Source organism: Okeania sp. SIO3B5 (genome assembly GCF_010692555.1).
Lineage (GTDB): Bacteria > Cyanobacteriota > Cyanobacteriia > Cyanobacteriales > Microcoleaceae > Okeania.
In genome coordinates, this window is record NZ_JAAHHG010000156.1 from 1 (window position 1) to 19,648 (window position 19,648).

Below are 19,648 nucleotides of genomic sequence, written 5' to 3' on the forward strand. Positions count from 1 at the left end.
CTCCCTACTCCCCTCCTCCCCTACCCCCCTACTCCCCTACTCCCCTACTCCCCTACTCCCCTACTCCCCTACTCCCTATCCCCCCATCTCCCCATCCCCCCATCTCCCTTTCACCCAATAGCATCCTTGAGAGCATTCTGAGTCATAGCAGCGATCGCTTGTTCTGTCGCCTTAGGTAAATGATAATACTTACCCCCCGCTTGCTTCGCCAACTCCTTCGCAAACCCAGTCGAAACAAACTTATTCTCAGTATCAATCATCAATAACTGAATCCCCAAACCCCGAACTTTACTAGCAATTTCCAACAACTCCTCCTTAATATTCGGCTTCTCATCATCCAATATCGGTTCACCCAACGAACGTGCCAACGGAATATTACCCCGTCCGTCCGTAATAGCCACAATTACCACCTGCCCAACATCACCAGACTGCTTGGCATTCACACCCACTCTTACCGCCTGAGTCAAACCATGGGCCAAAGGCGAACCCCCACCACAAGGCATCTTTTCCAAACGTCGTCGTGCTGTAGTGATCGAACGAGTAGGCGGTAACAACACCTCCGCCTGTTCCCCTCGAAAAGGAATCAACGACACCTGGTCCCGACTCTGATAAGCCTCCGTCAACAACTGCATCACCGCTCCCTTAGCCGACTGCATCCTATTTAACGCCATCGAACCCGAAGCATCAACCACAAACACCACCAAAGCACCTGCCTTTCTTGCCAAACGCTTTGCCCGCATATCAATAGGTTCCACAATCACTTTACGATTTGGCTGACGTTCGCGACGAGACTTCTGATAAGGAGCAGCAGCTCGTAAAGTCGCATCAACTGCAATACGTCGCACCTTACCCTTGGGCAACATTGGCTTCACATAACGCCCCCGGTCTTCAGAAAAAATCACACTCCGACTACCAGACTTACCTTGACGATTTGCTGTTTGAGCAAACATCAACACACTATCATCCAGCACCACTCCCTCCGGATCAAACAAAAATTCTTCAGGAATACTAGCCTCTTCTTCCTCTGGAGGTTCCGGGTTTTCCTCATCCTCATCCTCCTCTTGCTCATCTTGAGACTGGTCTTCTGGTGGGGGTGGTGGTGGTGGTGGCGGTTGTTGTTCCTCTTCTGGAGGGGTTGGCACTATTGTTGCCCGTGGCACAATAACTAACTCCACGGCCCGACGCAAGTCATCAGCATTAATTGTTGTCCGTCCATCAAGTGCTGCTGATGCTTTGGCTACTCGCACAGCAAAAAGTTCTGCCCTATGTCCTTGCACACCTCCACGAATTGCTTCTTCTACTAAATATTGGATTTGTTCGTTAGTAATAGTGACATCTTTTATCCATTCCCTGGCCAAAAGAATCTGAGTTTTGAGATTATCTATATCTTCTGCATATTGTTCGAGAAAAGCTTGGGGAGATTTTGCATAAGCTAATGCTTGTTCTACTGCCTCCACTCGTTGGTCTAAAGCTAAAACCATATCTGCTGAAAGGGCGATCGCTATTCTATCTAGCAAATGTTCTCGTAGTGGCCCTTCTTCTGGATTATAGGTAGCGATAAATAGAGGTTTACAAGGATGTTGAAAACTTATACCCTCCCGCTCTATCTGATTTCTGCCTTCTGTTAAGACTGTGAGTAATAAATTGGCAATATTGTCGTCCAGCAGATTAATTTCGTCTACATATAACACTCCTCGGTGAGCTGATGCTAATAATCCTGGTTGAAAAACCGTTTCTCCTTGTTTGACTGATTTTTCTACATCTACCGAGCCTAATAACCGATCCTCTGTTACTCCTAGAGGAACTTGAATAAAAGGTGCGGGTATAACTTTAGTGGGAATTTCTGCTGAAGTGAGGTCGGCATACTGCTCTAATAGTTGGTCGTCCCATTCTTCAGGATAGTTAGGATTACAGTTACTAATGGAATCTTGAACAATTTCAATGGGAGGTAGGAGTGAATGTAGCGCTCTGGCCATTACTGATTTGGCAGTACCACGACGGCCAGCAATGGCAACTCCTCCTAATTCCGGATCGACGGCGGTTAACAATAGGGCTAGTTTGATTGCTTCTTGCCCGACTACGGCAGCTAGAGGAAAGTTGATGATGGCGGGAGGGTTTTCTACAGGCATAGTTTAAATAGTGTGAGTCTTGGTTTTTAGGATATCAAAATAATGGGACATATTTTTCGATTGGGGTTGGCGATCGTGAAACGATGGGGAGCATTATCGTGCTACGCGAAAGTCAGATAGGGGAGGCATCAGATTGGTGACGGGCATAAGCCAGAAGTCAGAAATAATGCCTGACTGAGTTTGAGTGTTTATCAAAATAATTGGGTCTAAAACCCCGCCTTTTAAGGCGAAATATTCTTGGAACTTTGCTCAAATCTCCGTTACAAAAATAACTTCAATAGGGGCGAATGGCCATTTGCTACGCACAACTACGTTAACACCCCTACTGACTTCTGACTTCGTTAAAATTACCCCATCTATTTGCGTAGTGCTATATCGCTTTAAATACCAATCCTCATATATATTCTTATATATAAGTTACACTTTGATTAAAATATATAGCTGTATATTTTATTTTTTTTCAGTTGCAAAGAGACTTTTAATTTATATTTTTAATACTTATATGTAGCATAATTAATAAATATATAAAGATGAGGGGTTTTACCCCTTATGGGTGTTATACTACGTTTAGTAGATGCACCCTGATAGTTATTTGTCTCTTGGTCAGTTTTGACCAAGGGGCTTTTTTTTATCAAAATAATATGGGTCTAAAACCCCACCTTTTAAGGCGCAATATTTTTGGAGCCTTGCTCAAATCCCCTACTTCCCCTCCTAGGAGCAGGGCTGTTTCAAAGTATTGTAGATTAACGATGAGCGAGAGAACGGAAGATAAAGGAATAGTGGAATAGTGAAATTTGCCAAAATTTGCTGAAAAATCGGCAAATAAGCGCCTTTAAGCTCTGAGAGAATATTTGGTTTAACGTCGCTTAAAAGCCTCTATCCCCGTGTCTGGTGTGTCCCCGCGTCCCCGTGTCTATCGAGAATGAAACAGCCCTGCCCTCCTAGGAGGGGGAGGGGCGAGGGGTGGGTTCTTCTGACTTCTGACTTCTGACTTCTGACTTCGTTAAGGCATGGGTGGGTGCTTAGTTTAATGAAACTTATGTTTTATTCGATTTATGATATTTTTTTTTAATTATTCAAATAGTGGGTTTTACCCCTTGCTGGTGTTATACTGCGTTTAGTAGATGCACCCTGATAGTTATTTGTCCCTTTGGTCAAGATTGACAAAGGGGCTTTTATTTTTTAGCTAATAAAAATATTTGAAGAAGGAGTCAGGAGACAGGAGTTCAATAATTAATAATTAATAATTAATAATTAATAATTAATAATTAATAATTAGGGCTTGCGGAATAAAGTCTTTTTGCTCTTTGTAGGGAGTAAGGAGTAGTTAGGACGTAGAAGGAATGGGGATTATACCAAATTGATAAATGTTTGCTACAAATAGTTAGGGTATTTATTTTAATTTAGAATTTAGAATTTAGAATGCAGAATGGATAGATTTAATACCATTTTTGATGTTGCAAATTACCTTTTTCGTGAAACAGACTTTATCTGAAAGTCTTTTTATGGTGCTTATTATTCGTAACATTCTTTTTTCAAAATGGTATTACAGAGTTAGTGGACATTCATAATAGTAAGAGTGATTTTTTTGCCATACCTACCCTAAAATACTCACATGCATGAATGTTTTAGACCTAACTTCTTGTACTTTTTCCAAACTTCAAAAGGCTAAAACCTTTACCTACCAATGTTTTTAGGTTTAATCAGCAAACCCTAATTAGGACTTACCGATCTAATCTAAAAGCATTCACATATAAAGAAAAGTGCCTTTTTGGGGTCTAATTGCAGTGCGCCTGTTTCAGTCTAAAACGCTCAAAAAGTTAGTATTTTAGGCGCATAGTTGGGCAGAACAATCTTGGGACAATTCTTACTTCTACCTCCTCGCTCATTCCCCTAACTCCTGTCTCCTGTCTCCTGTCTCCTTCTTTTCTACTACATTTTGAAGTGCAGAATGTAGGTTGTACAACCTATTAAAAAAACCGCTTGATGCTCAAAAGGCAAAAAACGGCTTTAGGATAATTATTATCTTTTTTTTACGGGTTTAATACCCCACTATCTACACAGTGCTGAAAATTGTTTGGGGTTATGAGCTATGGAGTGGCGTATCGAAGACTATTCATAAGCAATTTTCCCTTCTGCCTTCTGCCTTCTGAATTCTGAATTCTGTCTTCTTCAAATTGTTGAATGGAGCATATGGGAGTTGAACCCATGTCCAAAATGGCTATTTACTCTTCGCTCATTCACAGGTTTAGCTCTTGTTAACCCTCAGAGCCGGGACCATCCATTATCCCGGATGGCGGGATTCTCTAGTAAGTCTTAACCAGTAGCTGACCAGAGGCAGTTTACTGGAGCATCCGTTGGGGTTAGGTCTGCAATCCTTAACGGAGTCAAACTACAGACGCTCGAACCTATAAGAGGTATTTTCGCAATTAAGCTACAGCTACTTGCTTACGAGCAAAAGGTACAATGTTGTTTGCACTTATTATTTTTTGAGCCCGGGATTTGCGAGAGAAGACTCACTCTCGACCTGAATCACAAAGTAGATTTCACCACCCTGTCGAAACCGTTAATGCCCCGTGTTATTATTTTTATCTTACACATTTATTTTTATTTTGACAACTGTTGAATTTAGGAGTCAGGAGTCAGGAGTCAGGAGTCAGGAGTCATATAGAATCTATTTGGGATGTATTTAAAAATATGAGGAGTGTGGGAGATGTCAGAAGGGTGGGAGGAGTTGGGAGATGGGAGCAAATTTAAACCTGATCAGGAACGGGCAAGATGCCCATTCCACAAAACTATTAAAATCATCTCTAATAATATGTTTATAATTCTATAATTACTTTAATCTCCCCTACTACCCTACTCCCCTACTCCCTACTCCCCTACTCCCCTACTCCCCTACTCCCCTACTCCCCTACTCCCTTACTCCCTTACTCCCTACTCCCCCACTCCCCTACTCCCTCTTAATGTTAATCATTTTCCCTGACACCAATGTATATACGGTCATCGCTACTACGCTCAATTAGACCTTCGAGATTACCTGTTTTAAACTCGTAGCGATTAATTTTACGGTTTCGCACATCCTGTAGTCCTTCCTTAATTCCTGAAGTAATTTTCAGATTCAACATATTAGTAAAAGCGACTCTTACCATTCTTTCAGGTAGTGCATCTGAGACAGACAACTCAGTTTGTCGCAAGCGACGAGAATCTCGATCGTATATATAACCTAAAGTAATTTGATTAGGAAGTAAATCATAAATAACAACCTTAGTATTAGGCCAATAGCTACCCTCTTTAACTTTTGTAGGTTTTCCCAATAATTCTATTACTTTACTTTCTAATGTACCTGGAGGTAAGCCACGAATAATTGGCAACCGATCCCTAATAGTAGAATTATCAATAGGATCAGAAGGAATATTATCTGGCAATATTAACTCTATCGGTATATTAGGAACTGAATCTTGGGGAGGTTGAACTGGAGTTGGATTTGGAGTTGGAGTTGGAGCTGAAGTTGGAGTTGGAGCTGGAGTTGGAGCTGGAGTTGGAGTTGGCTGAACCGTAGGTGGTATGGGTGTAGGTTTTTCTACTGGAGGTGAAGGAGTAGGGGTTGGTCTGACTATAGGAGGAGGAACAGGAGATGGTGATGGTGATGGGGTAGGAGTCAAATTGGGCAATGGCTCCGTATCATTAGACTTTGGAGATGGTGTAGGAGTTGTAGTTGGCTGTGATATAGGAGTTTGAGCAATATCTGATGGTCTAACGGTGGGAGATGGTGTAGGAGTTTGAACAATAGGTGGTGTATCAGAGGGCTGAGAATTGAACACTATTGCTGCTAATGTTCCTACTGTGAGAGTAGCGATCGCTCCGAGTATACCCCACATCAAAATTCCTGTAGGTCTTTGTGTAGGAGGAATATTTGTAGTAGCAATTTTTCCATTTCCCACATTATGAGCTGGATGCTGTTGAGGTACAACCTGAATAGTTGAATGTAAATCAGTTGTACTAGAATTTGATAACTGTTTTAGCCATTCCTCCACAGTTGCAGGTCTGTGTTGAATATCCATTGCCATACCTTTTAGCACTGCTTGATTAACAGTACCACTTAGTTGAGGCTGTAACTCCCTCGGAGTAGCCATTTCTTGTTGCGCTCTGCTCATTGCTGGTATTGGCAGTCGTGCTGTTAATAAAGTATAGAGAGTCGCGGCTAAACCATATACATCTGTTGCTGCGGTGCGTTTTCCTTGAACAAAATACTGTTCTGGAGGAGCATAACCATCAGAAACCATATTAGTGTGAACCTGAGTTTTACCAGCAATAAATTCCCGCGCAATACCAAAGTCAATTAAGATGACATCCTCAGTACCCTGACGTAGCATAATATTTTGGGGTTTAACATCTCGGTGGAGTAGGTTATTTTGATGCACCACCATCAAAGCATTACCTACCTGACGAATATAATGCACGGCGATCGCCTCTGGTAGAGGTTGTCCACCAGATACAACTTCTGCTAAAGTTTTACCCGGAATATAGTCCATCACCATGTAAGGTTGACTATCTTCCACAAAAAAATCACTGACTCTGACAATATTAGGGTGGACACACAAAGCGAGTCTTCTTGCCTCATCCTGAAACTTCCTTTGAAATTCCTCAAAGTTGGGATGTTGACGTAGAGACTCATTGAGAGTCTTAATAACTACGGGTTGTCCTAAATAATTATGAGTAGCCTTGATAGTAATACCAAAACCTCCCCTTCCTAATTCTTGTTCTAATGTATATTTGCCTTCTTGTAAGTTTCTTAATATATTCATTTCTATATTCCCAATTTCTCTCGATCTGAAAACAACTATAAGCTACTTAATATTCAGGAGTTTAGGTTTAGACAGAAGTCAGAATTTTCTCCTGACTTCTGAAAAAATGACTCCTTGTGCTGAATGCGAATAGATATGCTAAATAGTATCCTAACTTCTACTACTTCTCAGGGTGCTTCAATTACGAACTATTAGTTTGAATTTTGGGCGTTGGTGATGCTTCATTAATTGATAATTGATAATTACCTCTGGTTAAAACCGTTACGGAATTGAATATAAGGAAATATTATTTCTTCTCTTGGTCCATTGGATATGGTTAGGAAACCCATCCATACCTCGACCGCTTTTTCCCCTTAATACCAATTTGATAAATCTTTGCTACAAATAGCTAGGGTATTTATTAGGAGTCAGGATACAGGAGTCAGGAGTCATAATAAATAGGTTTGATACCATTTTTAATGTAGTAATTTGTCTTTCTCGTCCAATATATATTTCCTACAAATTATTTTAAGACTACTTATTATTTGTAACATTCTTTTTTCAAATTGGTATAAAAGGGGAGGCTTTAAACCAGAATTATTTAATTATTAATTATTAATTAATAATTATTCGGTAAGTCTTGTTGATAATTTTGTCTTTTGGATTGTTTGAACTATTTGTTAATATTAATATGTAATTGTTCCCTGTTCCCTATTCCCTATTCCCTACTCCCTATTCCCGAATTTTGATTATGACTTTGAAGATACTGTGCCTTAGTAATGGTCATGGGGAAGATGCGATCGCAGTTCAAATTGTACAAGAACTACAAAAATATCCTCTTCCTCCTAGTCTTGCTGCCTTGCCTATAGTTGGGGAAGGATACGCTTATACCAAAATGCCTCGTCTCTCAATTATTGGTCCCCGACAAAAAATGCCTTCTGGCGGGTTTATCTATATGGATGGGCAACAGTTATGGCAAGATGTCAAAGGTGGTTTATTAAAAATGACCTTTACTCAACTCAAAGCATTAAAATATTGGATAAGTTCCGAAACTCAATTAGGTCATCAAGTAGTTATCTTTGCAGTTGGCGATCTTGTACCTTTATTATTTGCTTGGTTGAGTGGAGTACCTTATGCTTTTTTAGGAACTGCCAAATCAGAATATTTGGTCCGAGATAAAACTGGGAAACTTGCCTCTAACTCTTGGGTAGAAAGTTTTCAGCATTGGTCAAAGTCGGTTTACTTTCCTTGGGAGTGTTGGTTAATGAGTAGGAGTAAGTGTAGAGCGGTACTTGCTAGAGACGATCTAACAGCACAAATACTCAGAAAAAAGTCAATTCGCTCTTATTATCTGGGAAACCCGATGATGGATGGTGTAAAGTTGGAAAACTCTTTGCTGTCAATAGACCGCTCTGATGCAAAAATACTAGGAATGCAGAGCCAAGTGACTATTACTTTATTACCTGGATCTCGTTCTCCAGAAGTTTATGCAAATTGGGAAATTATTATTCAAGCTGTTGTAGGGTTGCTCGAAACTTTTCCACAGCAAAAATTTTTGTTTTTGGGGGCGATCGCTCCTAATTTAAGCTTAGAACCTTTTATTACACTGCTTCAGTCTTATCATTGGCAGACTGAACTAGAAATGAGAACTGATACTCAAAACAGTATTTTACAACTGCCAGTAGATCGTCCTGTACCAACCTTTTTTTTTGGAGAGGGAAATATTCAGTTTCCTGTTAAATTAACTTCTCAGAATAAAAATGCTAGTATGATTTTAGACCGACAAGCTTTTCCTGAATTTTTGCATCGGGGAAATTTAGCTATTGCTATGGCAGGTACTGCTACGGAACAATTTGTTGGTCTGGGGAAACCAGCGATCGCTATTCCTGGTAATGGCCCTCAATTCACATCTGCTTTTGCGGAAGCTCAAAGTCGCCTTTTAGGAATTTCTATAATTTTGGTCAAGCATCCGAAAGAAGTTGCAGATGCAGTTAAGTCTCTGTTAAACGATCCAGAGCGACTACAATTAATTACTAAAAATGGGGTTCAGAGAATGGGTAAACCGGGCGCAGCTCAGAGAATTGCTAATTTTTTAATGGAGTTGAACTGGATGTAGATCTACAATTATTGAAGAAGGAGTCAGGAGTCAGGAGTCAGGAGTCAGGAGGGAAAATTGCATGGGGTATCTCACCCCAAACAATTTTGAGTACCTCCGTTGACAGTGGGGTATTAAACCCATAAGGGAAATGATAATCAATAATTAATAATTAGGGTTTGCGTATGGAAAGTCTTTTTGCTGGGGTAGGAGACAGGAGTTAGGGGAATGAGTGAGGAGGTAGGAGCTAAGTTTTGTCTCTAAATTTTTATGCCATAATCATCCCAAAATACTGGCTTTTTGAGGTTTTTACTCCAGAACCCTCAAAAAGTTAGCATCATAGGCAGAATACAGCACTTTTCAAATTGATGAACCACATCGTTATAGCCAAAACCCTGTAGGGACGTTGCATACAACCTCCCTACTGTGGTCTACTGAAATGAAAACCGCTGTAATTGCAGAAAAATTAAGGGACAAATATATCCAACTACTTCCTAATTACAGCAGATTGCAGGTAGATGAGGTACAAATATAAACAGTAAAGTCTTTGTAGTGCGGGCATCTTGCCCGCGACTGGTGTACCTCACTAATATCAAATACGCTGTAAATTCTGTTCTCAGTTCCTCCTAAACTATACTATTCCCTATTCCCTATTTTCTCTACTACAGCTAAAGGTAAAGAAAGAGCATCTGCAACTTGTTTGGTAGTTAAACCCATGTTCAATAACCGAGGAATAGCTTCTTGTTGCTGTTGAGCAATTAAGTTCCGTTCCTGTTCAGCTTGTTGACGTGCATTTGCCTCTCGTTCGGCATTTTGTCTTTCTTGTTCAGCATTTTGTCTTTCTTGTTCAGCATTTTGTCTTTCTCGTTCAGCATTTTGTCTTTCTCGTTCAGCGTTTTGTCTTTCTTGTTCCTTTTGTTCGAGAATTTCTAAATAAGTGGCAAAACGTTCTCCATCAGGTCGATAAATTTGTAATTCCTTACCCTCTTTTTCAAAGCGAATTCCTAATTGAGGACTTATCCAACCTTCCATCACTTCTATGGGAGTGAGAACTTCTCCTCGACGCAACCATCCTTTTAATCTCCCTTTGTCTGGATCATAAACATAATACTCTTGCGCCCCATATTCCGAATAGAACTCTAGTTTTGTCACTTCCAATTCAGTAATACTGTTGCTAGGAGAAGCAATTTCAAACACAACTTGTGGTGGAATATTATCTTCTTCCCACTGTTTATAGGAACGTCTATCTCCTTGAGGGCGACCGAAAACTACCATCACATCAGGAGCTTGTTTGACCCAAGGTTGTCTGTACTTGGGATACCAAAATAAGTCACCGGCAACAAACACATTGGGGTTGTCTTTGTACATACCGGCAATACCCCCAACAATAGTAGTAATAAAGCGGAATTGAATTGTATTATCTGCCAAAGGTAAACCGTCACTTTCTGGATAAATAATTTCTGGTGTAGTAGAGGATGTCATTTCAGTTATCAGTTATCAGTTATCAGTTATTAGTTATCAGTTATCAGTGCCTCTAACTTCAGACAGAGGCTTGAAATATTGAACTTTCCTTATAATTAACCCATCCTTTAGGGAGCTACACTATATTTAGTGTAGCACTATATTTAGTTTTAATTATAATTAAAAGCGTTTCCCAATGTCATGAGGTACAGTTATCTTTTTGTCTTTTTATTTACTGTTCCCTGTTCCCTCAAACCTAAAATTTTGTACCTCACCAGTATGGGAATTGCTATATATTTTTTATTATCAATAATAGCACAGATGTAGCAGGAAAGAAAATGTTTATCTTACTTATTCATTCCCTGGTCTGAGGTCCAGTTTTATCTGTTCCCTAAAAGCATAAAAATTTATACCTCCAAGACTAAAAAACTGCTGTAAATATTCAACAGGGTATTATTATATTACTAGAGTCAAAAAAAACAAAGACTTTTCCTCTTTTCTATGATATTGTTCTCAACAACTGTGGTCTATTTTACTTTATTTTTGAGTTTTGTTAATTTTAATTAACGTAGGATGAAACAAATTAATTTACTGATATCTTTTATAATGGCAAAGTTTGGTAAAATCTTAGAAATATGTAGATATATCTGCAAAAATATAAGCTATCAAAAACCTGCTGAATTAATCTTACCAAAGGAGGAAAATATGCCAATTCCAAAAATTTACAATCGTGATGTTTTCATTTTAATAGACCGTAGTGGTTCCATGACAATATCTGATGCTACTACAGGAAGCAAAAATCGTTGGCAATATCTTCAAGAAACTGTACAAGGTCATGTATTTGAAATTCTGTCTGAACAAGATGATGATTATGGCATAATTTGTGATGAGGTAACTTTATATTTTTTCAATCGAAATCAACAACCGACAAAAACTATTTATCTCAGAGATGCTGCCCAAGTACAAGCTGCTTTTAAGGAAAATAAACCTGGTGGTGCGACTTACATTGCTCCTACTTTGAATGAGGCAGTATCTCAATGGTTTTCTAATAGAACTGATGATAAAGGTGCTTTTATAATTATCTATACTGATGGTCAAATTGATGATAGCAAAGAATTTATTAATGTTATTGGAAAAACTTGTTCTAATATCAATAGCCAAGATGAGATTAAAATTTTAATGATTGGTGTAGGTAGCGATATTGAGACAGAGGGAGGAATAGATTTTTATTTAGGAATTGATTTGAATGCTAATAAATTTCAATCTAGACGAGGAGAAGATTGTAATATATTTATTTTTGATTTAATAGATGAGGTGATGGATGAGGGTATTATTGCTGCTCTTGAACGTCAACTTGAGGGAGACCCAAGAAAAGGATTAGGTGGTTGGATAAAAGAAAGATATCCAGGTTTATATGGTAAATATTTTGCTTCTTAATATTAGGAAGGAAGAAGGAAGAAGGAAGAAGGAAGAAGGAAGAAGGAAGGAGGAAGAAGGAAGAAGGAAGGAGGAAGAAGGAAGAAGAATATTTATCTTTTCAGTGGGGGGTTTAATACCCCACCGTCAATGAGACTGCTTAATATTCCTTGAGGTTATAAGACATGGAGTGACCAGTCGTTAACTATTCATAAGAATTCCTTCTGCCTTCTTCAAGAATTTAATTCCTTACTATTGATCGTGCGCAGATGCTTTCTTACTACTGTCTAAGTTAGAGTATTTTTCTTCTTTACTTTCTCCTAAATACTGACTACTTACTTATTCTGATATTTATTAACTTGTGCAATATTTGTAAAAAAATTAAACCTACAACCTAAAACTTTATTCAAATTTATAGATAAAATCATGAAGTTTTTACCGAATTGTTAATTATTAATTATTAATTATTAATAATTAAATAATTAAGGTTTAAAGCCTCCCCTTTTAAGGGAAAAAAAAAGCGGTCGAGGGATGGCGAGGTCTCGGAGCCATATCCAATCGACCAAGAGAAGAAATAATATCTCCTTATATTCAATCAAGAACGGTTTTAACCAGAGGTAATTATCAATTATCAATTATCCATTATCCATTAATGAACTCTGTTATCTGTTCTCTGATACTATAAATATTTTCATAGAAAATATGTAGAGAATTGCTATAAATTCTTCTGTTAATTTAATATTAATTTCTACATTTATTACCGAAAAATTGTGGTCTAAAGCTTCCCTTTTTAAAGGAATAAAAAAAAAGAGACTATTCTCCTTATTACAGAGATACTAATAACTGGTAACTCATAACTGATAACTGATAACTGAAATTACCTTTTAGATAAAATTTATATTGTGTTTTAAATCACACATTATCTATAGTATAAGTCACATTAAATCAAGAATATAAATCACAGTTATTTCAGTAAAAATACGGAAAAATATAATTGTAACTTTTATTTTAATCCGAAATATTATGCATTAATACGAAAGCAAAATATAGGTAAGCATTTCCTGCGGAATGCTGCGCAAACAGCTATTAGCATTTCCTACAGAATGCTCTGCAAACAGCAATCAGATATATGAATATATTCAAGCAATAACTGAGGTTAGGTTATATCATGTCCGATTGAATAATTAGACTTTGGTGGAAGGAAGGCAGGAGGCAGGAGGCAGGAGGCAGAAGGTTTTCTCCCATTGTCACCTTAATTTTATACACAAACGATGCTGCCGGACATGATATTATACCCAATTTCATTAATGAATTTTAATTCTTCTTGGTGGATAATTCCCTGCTGAATCCTTACAAATATAGTAGTCAATTAATTATGTCAAAGTGCGCCAAAATGCTTAAGTAGTAAAGCCGATCGCTACATAATCAATTTTCTAAATTAAGTAATTACCCTCACCGGATTCATCAGTATATCTGTTGAAAGATTTGTTAATGTTTATAAAAAATAAATATAAGTTCAAAATTAATGCAAACTAATAATATAAATCAACCAATGAACAAAGAAAAGTTAGAGCAATTAAATGCATTAACTAAAATAATGATTGTCAGTTTTTTGTGGCATGGTTCTGGTTTAATGAAATCTAGTCAAACTACTGAAACTGAACAAAATCTTACAAAAGCATCTCAGAAAAATCAAAAAAACTATCCCGAGCAAAAATAATTATCATGTCGGTCTTGCTAGTGCAGGATGGCAGAAATAACTGGTTACACAATTCTAAAACAATTACAAATCAAAAATGATTGACTGTCTTGAGTGCGTCTTATATCATGTTCGGTTGAATACTTACACTTTGGAGGAAGGAAGGTAGAAGGCAACCCACCCCTAACCCCTCCCAGGAGGGGAAGGCAGAAGGGAAGAAAAGGTTAAAAGGGATAAAGTTTTTTTATAACTGATTATCCGTTAGCGTAGCTCCCCCGGAGGGGGAACATGATATTACATTCTGGAGGGGCTGTGTGCGGAATTACTTCTGCACTTTATACGCCCCGTAGGAAACTTCAGAATTACACACTCGCTTTTAACTTTTGACTTTTAACTTTTGACTTTTAACTTTTGACTTTTAACTTCCGCGTAGCGGCAGCGCATTATTTTCTAACGAAGATATTCCCTCAAAATACGATTACGTTTTGGATCTTCCAACTTTTTCAATGCCTTTGACTCTATTTGCCTAATTCTTTCTCTCGTTAAATTAAAATGATCGCCAATTTCCTTTAGGGTTTTTTCTTGACCATCATCCAAACCAAATCGCATTCGTAACACATTTTTTTCTCGCTCAGTTAAAGTGTTGAGAACAGTTTCTACGTCTTCTTGTAGGCAATTTTCAAAGACATATTTTGCTGGTGTTTTCCCATGAAACTCGATCACTTCTTTATAGATAGTATTTTCTCCTTTGCCTATAGGAATTTCTAAAGATAACATTTCTTGAGCGCATTCTATAATAAATCGTAATTTCTCTGTTGTCATTTCCATGCGTGTAGCGACTTCTTCTGCAGTTAAGAGACAATGTTCCATTGACATCTGTCTAACTGTTTTCTTAATTTGGGAAATGGTTTCATAGAGATAAACTGGCAAGCGAATGATGCGAGAATAGTCACAAATAGCTCTAGTAATAGCTTGTCTAATCCACCAAATACCGTAAGTAGAGAATTTATAGCCTTTTGTATGGTCAAATTTTTCTGTAGCACGAATTAATCCTAAACTACCTTCTTGAATTAAATCTTGGAGGTCTAATCCTCGGTTTTGATATCGTTTGGCAATTGATGTCACCAGTCGCAGGTTAGCTGTCACCATTTGATTTTTTGCCTGTCTACCTTGTTGGAGGCGATCGCGCAATTCTGGTATACTCATTTTTACAGCTGTTGCCCATTCTGTTTCATTAGGCGATCGCTGGAGTTTTGTCTCTAAATTTTCACGAATTTCTTCTAAAGCTAATAATTCATCAATTTGATGGGCTAAACTAATTTCTTCCTCAGCACGCAAGCGAGGTATTTTATTAATTTCTTTGTTATAAAGTTGAATGGAGTCTTGGGTAAATGTTGCGGTTGGCGGTTCTATATCTTGGTCGTAGCTACTTTTAGTAGGCTCTTTATTTATAAATTCTTCTGTATATTCCCAATTATTTCTGGTTATATTTTCTAGCCAGTAAGTATCATAATAAGTAGGATTTTTACAGTCAATTAACCACCATTTAATTTTGATATTTATATTTTTTATTGTCTGAAGAGCAACTATTACTAACTGATGGTAGTTGTTTGTACAAATGAGTAATTTTTTTTTTTGCTTTGAGGAAGACTTTGGGAAATACTTATTATTTTGTCTTGAAGTCTACGGTGTGTTTTAAATTCTTTTTGTAGCAACTCAAACAAAAATATTTCTAAATTATCTTCTTCATTGCTATTAATTTTGTAAACATTATCAATAGATGCACTGTAAGAAATGGGTAACTCTAGCTCTTCAATCTCTAAATTTTCCAGTTGTAAATTATAGCCAAGTTTGTTAAATAGGGCTACTATTTTTTTCGGGCTATTAACTTTTTTTAGATCGTCTATTTCTAATGAATGCCCTATCACGATTGTCTGTCTCCACAATTAATTTACGCTAATATGTTGAGTCTTTAATATATTACGATTAAAAGTGTTATTATTTCTATTTTTTTTGAATTTGCCAAATTTGTAAGAAACATTTTTTTGTGTTTTCTGAATATATAGTTGTAGTTTTTGAGAATGATTGCTTATTTTTCCCTAATTATTTAAGGATTCAAGTCAAGCAAAATTTTTGCCCAATCTAAGACAATTAGCGATCGCGCTTAATCATACCTATCACTATCATCAAAGAGCTTGATGAATTTATAAAACTATTTATACCATATTTATTTTTTTATGTCAATTTTTATTTGTATATTCTTAAGATTTACGATGTTTGTAGGTAATTAATAAAGATTATCTGTATATATCATATTTAAAATCTCATGTCAAACTTTTATCATCTTGACTGATGTGCAAAGGAAACAGTTAGGATGATTATTTGTACAGTATGAGATGAAAATTATGGGGTCATTTCAGTTATCAGTTATCAGTACCTCTGTCTGTTTGTGCAGCATGACCTAGGAAAGCCAGGGGCTTGAAAATACTGAACGAATATTTTTTTCCCTTAAAAGGGGAGGCTTTAGACCCTATTTTTTGGTAATAGGCAACAGGGAAGAGGACATAAAGATTAATGTATAGCAGTCGCCATTACTGTATTTGACATATCAAAAGCTTAAAACTCAGACAAAGCCAGATTTTTCTTTCTCTCCTAGATAACTAATCGCCCTCTTCCTTCTGCGATAAAACTGTAGCTGACCATCTTGAACAGTGTGGTATTTATATGTCGTTTAATACTATTTTTAAACATTAATATAACTTGTCAATATTGATAATATATATTTATACATCAGCAATCAGCAGATAAAAGATTGAAGTAATGAATGATTATTAAATAGTCACCAGCAAAATTAACAGTTTTTATGAGAAAAATTTAGGAATAAAATTATGGAAACTTTATTAGGTATTTGTCTAGGGGTAGGTTTAAGTGCAGCTTGTGGTTTTCGCATATTTGTACCTCCTTTAGTCATGAGTATTGCAGCACAGTCAGGAAATTTAGAACTGTCTTCTGATTTTGCCTGGATGGGCACCCCACAAGCAACAATAGCTTTCGGAGTAGGTGCATTTTTAGAAGTTGCAGCTTACTATATTCCTTGGGTAGATGAATTATTAGATATTGTCGCTACTCCCACAGCAGTCATTGCAGGTACAATTATCACAAGTTCATTTGTGAGTGACATGAGTCCAATGTTACAGTGGACAATCGCTGCGGTTGTGGGAGGGGGTGCTGCGGGAACAGTGCAAGGTTTAACAGATGTTACTAGATTAGCATCTACAACTCTCACCGGAGGATTTGCAAATCCAGGAGTTTCTACAATGGAGCTATTAAGTTCCTCGGTGTTGTCAATTTTGGCGATTTCTGTACCAGTGTTCGCAGCTTTTCTTGTATTTGTAGTGATTGGGTTACTATTATCAGGGGTCAAAACTTTGCATCGAAAGTTGAGGCAGAGAAACAATACAGAAATACCACCGACAGAAATAGAGTAATATCATGTCTGGTAGCATCGGTATTGTATAGAGAAGGCAAGGAAGAAGTAGTAAATGATGTAGGTTGGGTTGAGGAACCGTTAGCGGAGCTTATCCGTTAGGATAAACCCAACAAATTATTATAGATTAGTGATCAGGACTTACGCACAACCACTATATATAGTAGGGGCACCTGCGGAGTATGCGAAGCAAACGGCCGTTCGCCCCTATAGATTGTGTATAATTTGATATTTTGCGTAAGTTCTGTTATATTATTTGCCTTTGAATCTTTCTTTCCCTTCTGCCTTTCTTATTTCACCGATATATACGATATATAGATGTAGGTTGGATTGAGGAACGATCTTCGTAGCTTATCCGTAGGATAAACCCAACAAAAGTAGGTATCTGTTGGGTTGCGCTATCGCTTAACCCAACCTACTGGACTGACTTGTACCATGTCCGGTTAAACAGTTATAAATAAACGACTATTATCAGGGGTCAAAACTTTGCATCGAAAGTTGAGGCAGAGAAATAATACAGAAATACCACCGACAGAAATAGAGCATTGACTTGTACCATGTCCGGTTAAACAGTTATAAATAAACGACTCAATAAACCACATCAAAAAAATGATAACCCTGTAGGGACGTTGCATGCAACGTCCCTACTTTGTGGTCTACTCAAATGAAAAGCGCTGTATGCGTAATATCATGTCCGGACTTTAAATAAAGAAACTATTACAACTGTTGTATACTTTTTCTAGTCATTATTCACATCAATCTATGAAAGCAGAAAACTCCAGTCCAAAAATTGACTATGATGTAGCGATCGTTGGTGCGGGACCAGTGGGACTAGCAACCGCCCTTGGTTTACGTCAACGTGGGATCGAAAATATTATTGTCCTCGACCAAACCAGGGCTTTCCGTAAAGTTGGTCAGGTTGTCGATCTTTTACCAAATGGCTTAAAAGCAGTTAAATATATTGATAACCAAGCTTACGAAAACATTAAAGAAACTGGTCAGAAATTCAACAACCCGCCACAACCTAACCCGGAAAGTGAATCAAAAAAAAATCAGCCTTCGCTAGAATGGACAACCAGAAATGTCAAAGGGCAAAAAATCCATTCATTTCCTCTGGCATACGATGAATACTTTCGTAAGTACGGAGAAGGTCGAGTATCAATTTCTTGGTACGATTTACAGACTCAATTGAGAATGCTATTACCAAGCGATCGCCTCAAAATTAATCACCGTTGTGTTAATGTAGTTGCCGAACCAGAATTGAAATGTGTTCGAGCTGATTTCATTTCTAATCAGGGGGTAGAAGCTAACCCCTATGCTCACTGGGAAAATAAACAGCAAGATGATAAAAATAGCACTGTTAGTTCCTCCCCATTACCACAATCGGAAATTATCTCAATCCGCGCTAAACTATTGATTGCAGCAGATGGGATTAACTCTACAGTGCGTCAGGTAATCTACAAAAACAGTCCATATAGTGTATATAGAAAACCAGAATATTCAGGTATTGCTGCTATTGGCAGTGGGGGAGCATATGAGATTCCAGAAGCATTGTCACAGGAAATCAAGGAGCAGTTTATCCATAATTCGCGATTAGTAAGCATCATGAATGACCAAATATCCAAAGATTCTACAATAGATGAAACCACCAGAATGATCTTATTTTCCCGTAAAGCTGGTAAATTTGGATATCTAATCCACGCAGCTTTACCTTTAGAGTTATTAGCAGGGAAGTCAGGAAAAGAATTAATTAATATTGCCCTAGAAGAGTTGAAAAAAGCCAATTTTCCAGAAATGATTCAGCAGTTGGTGGCATTATCCTCCCCAGAGCAGATTCTGTCACGTCCATATTATCTTCACCGTGCCGCTGTTTCCGACACAGAGCAGCCAAAGTGGAATATAGGGCGGGTTGTATTGGCGGGGGATGCTGCCCATGGAATGCCACCATTTATGGCTCAAGGTGCTAACCAAGGACTGGAAGATGCTGCTGTCATGGCAACGTTGGTGTCTGAAATTGGTAAGCAAAATCAGTGGGATGATATAGCTGCTATAGAAGCTGCATTTAGTAAATATGAGAGTTTGCGTCGCCCACTGATTGAATTAATTCAACAAGCAACATTAACAAGGGAACCCCTTTCTTCAGAAGAGCATAGGCAGGAGTACAATCGACAAATTTACGCTCGTAATATTGAGGAAATTATGCAAACATTATTGTAAAGGTGGTGGGAAATACTGTTATAAGTGGAATGGGCATCTTGCCCGTTCCTGATATTTTCACCAGGATTTTCCCAACAGTTGAATTTCTCTAAATCATTTTCTTCAGACTATAATTTTACCGACAATTATATAGTTCATAACTATAATTAACTGTGGAATGGACATCTTGCCCGTTCCTGATATTTTCACCAGGATTTTCCCAACAATTAAATTTTTCTAAATCATTTTTCGGTAGTCCTGCATAGTAATGGTCAAGTAAAAATTGTGGCATTATAATGATGTATGAAGTTCCATACAGCTCCAATGTGATTACTTAACTTTTTAGAAAAGGATAATGTTTTTCTTACCTTTCCTTCC

The 19,648-nt window shown here is 37.7% G+C and carries 13 protein-coding genes, 1 other RNA gene and 1 pseudogene; 7 read left to right on the plus strand and 8 right to left on the minus strand.

What is annotated here, in order from left to right:
- Positions 1 to 110: 110 nt before the first annotated feature.
- The gene (gene bchD / locus F6K54_RS20535) at positions 111 to 2,129 is read right to left on the minus strand and encodes a magnesium chelatase ATPase subunit D (protein WP_293081206.1); all 2,019 of its coding nucleotides are present in this window, start codon (positions 2,127 to 2,129) and stop codon (positions 111 to 113) included.
- Positions 2,130 to 4,311: 2,182 nt separating this feature from the next.
- Positions 4,312 to 4,705: a transfer-messenger RNA gene (gene ssrA / locus F6K54_RS20540) on the minus strand.
- 46 nt (positions 4,706 to 4,751) lie between these two features.
- Here ssrA and F6K54_RS20545 point away from each other — a divergent pair.
- Complete coding sequence (locus F6K54_RS20545) at positions 4,752 to 4,886, plus strand: hypothetical protein (RefSeq protein ID WP_293081208.1); 135 nt, start codon at positions 4,752 to 4,754, stop codon at positions 4,884 to 4,886.
- 212 nt (positions 4,887 to 5,098) lie between these two features.
- Here F6K54_RS20545 and F6K54_RS20550 read toward each other — a convergent pair whose 3' ends face one another.
- Positions 5,099 to 6,937 (minus strand): serine/threonine-protein kinase, encoded by a 1,839-nt coding sequence (locus tag F6K54_RS20550; protein ID WP_293081210.1) that lies wholly within the window; start codon positions 6,935 to 6,937, stop codon positions 5,099 to 5,101.
- Between the two features lie 730 nt (positions 6,938 to 7,667).
- Between F6K54_RS20550 and F6K54_RS20555 the strand changes: the two genes are divergently transcribed.
- Positions 7,668 to 9,032 carry a lipid-A-disaccharide synthase-related protein gene (locus F6K54_RS20555; protein WP_293081213.1) on the plus strand — a complete coding sequence of 455 codons (1,365 nt, stop codon included), beginning with the start codon at positions 7,668 to 7,670 and terminating at the stop codon, positions 9,030 to 9,032.
- Positions 9,033 to 9,647: 615 nt separating this feature from the next.
- Here the strand turns inward: F6K54_RS20555 and F6K54_RS20560 are convergent.
- A complete protein-coding gene (locus F6K54_RS20560; protein WP_293081216.1) occupies positions 9,648 to 10,493 on the minus strand; it encodes a Uma2 family endonuclease in 846 nt (281 codons plus the stop codon).
- A 684-nt stretch (positions 10,494 to 11,177) separates the two neighbouring features.
- Between F6K54_RS20560 and F6K54_RS20565 the strand changes: the two genes are divergently transcribed.
- The 3 genes from F6K54_RS20565 to F6K54_RS20575 all read left to right on the plus strand — a co-directional run bounded on the left by F6K54_RS20565 (position 11,178) and on the right by F6K54_RS20575 (position 13,608).
- Positions 11,178 to 11,909 (plus strand): VWA domain-containing protein, encoded by a 732-nt coding sequence (locus F6K54_RS20565; RefSeq protein WP_293081218.1) that lies wholly within the window; start codon positions 11,178 to 11,180, stop codon positions 11,907 to 11,909.
- Positions 11,887 to 12,042 (plus strand): hypothetical protein, encoded by a 156-nt coding sequence (locus tag F6K54_RS20570; RefSeq protein WP_293081220.1) that lies wholly within the window; start codon positions 11,887 to 11,889, stop codon positions 12,040 to 12,042. The genes F6K54_RS20565 and F6K54_RS20570 overlap by 23 nt, the downstream gene beginning before the upstream one ends.
- Positions 12,043 to 13,413: 1,371 nt before the next feature.
- A complete protein-coding gene (locus F6K54_RS20575) occupies positions 13,414 to 13,608 on the plus strand; it encodes a hypothetical protein (protein WP_293081222.1) in 195 nt (64 codons plus the stop codon).
- A gap of 429 nt (positions 13,609 to 14,037) precedes the next feature.
- Here the strand turns inward: F6K54_RS20575 and F6K54_RS20580 are convergent, their stop codons facing one another.
- Both F6K54_RS20580 and F6K54_RS20585 read right to left on the minus strand, forming a co-directional pair.
- Positions 14,038 to 15,177: a sigma-70 family RNA polymerase sigma factor gene (locus F6K54_RS20580; protein WP_375341986.1), complete on the minus strand. Its 1,140-nt coding sequence runs from the start codon at positions 15,175 to 15,177 to the stop codon at positions 14,038 to 14,040.
- Between the two features lie 2 nt (positions 15,178 to 15,179).
- Positions 15,180 to 15,533 carry a hypothetical protein gene (locus F6K54_RS20585; RefSeq protein WP_293081225.1) on the minus strand — a complete coding sequence of 118 codons (354 nt, stop codon included), beginning with the start codon at positions 15,531 to 15,533 and terminating at the stop codon, positions 15,180 to 15,182.
- Positions 15,534 to 16,475: 942 nt separating this feature from the next.
- On the opposite strand from F6K54_RS20585, the gene F6K54_RS20590 reads away from it, so the two are divergent.
- Both F6K54_RS20590 and F6K54_RS20595 read left to right on the plus strand, forming a co-directional pair.
- On the plus strand, positions 16,476 to 17,075 hold the full coding sequence (locus F6K54_RS20590; protein ID WP_293081228.1) for a DUF4126 domain-containing protein: 600 nt from the start codon (positions 16,476 to 16,478) through the stop codon (positions 17,073 to 17,075).
- A 761-nt stretch (positions 17,076 to 17,836) separates the two neighbouring features.
- On the plus strand, positions 17,837 to 19,291 hold the full coding sequence (locus tag F6K54_RS20595) for an NAD(P)/FAD-dependent oxidoreductase (protein WP_293081230.1): 1,455 nt from the start codon (positions 17,837 to 17,839) through the stop codon (positions 19,289 to 19,291).
- Between the two features lie 115 nt (positions 19,292 to 19,406).
- Here the strand turns inward: F6K54_RS20595 and F6K54_RS20600 are convergent, their stop codons facing one another.
- Positions 19,407 to 19,562 (minus strand): hypothetical protein, encoded by a 156-nt coding sequence (locus tag F6K54_RS20600; protein ID WP_293081233.1) that lies wholly within the window; start codon positions 19,560 to 19,562, stop codon positions 19,407 to 19,409.
- Positions 19,543 to 19,648 (minus strand): annotated as a pseudogene (locus tag F6K54_RS20605) (IS1 family transposase); the annotation flags it as partial. The pseudogene F6K54_RS20605 and the gene F6K54_RS20600, both read right to left, overlap by 20 nt.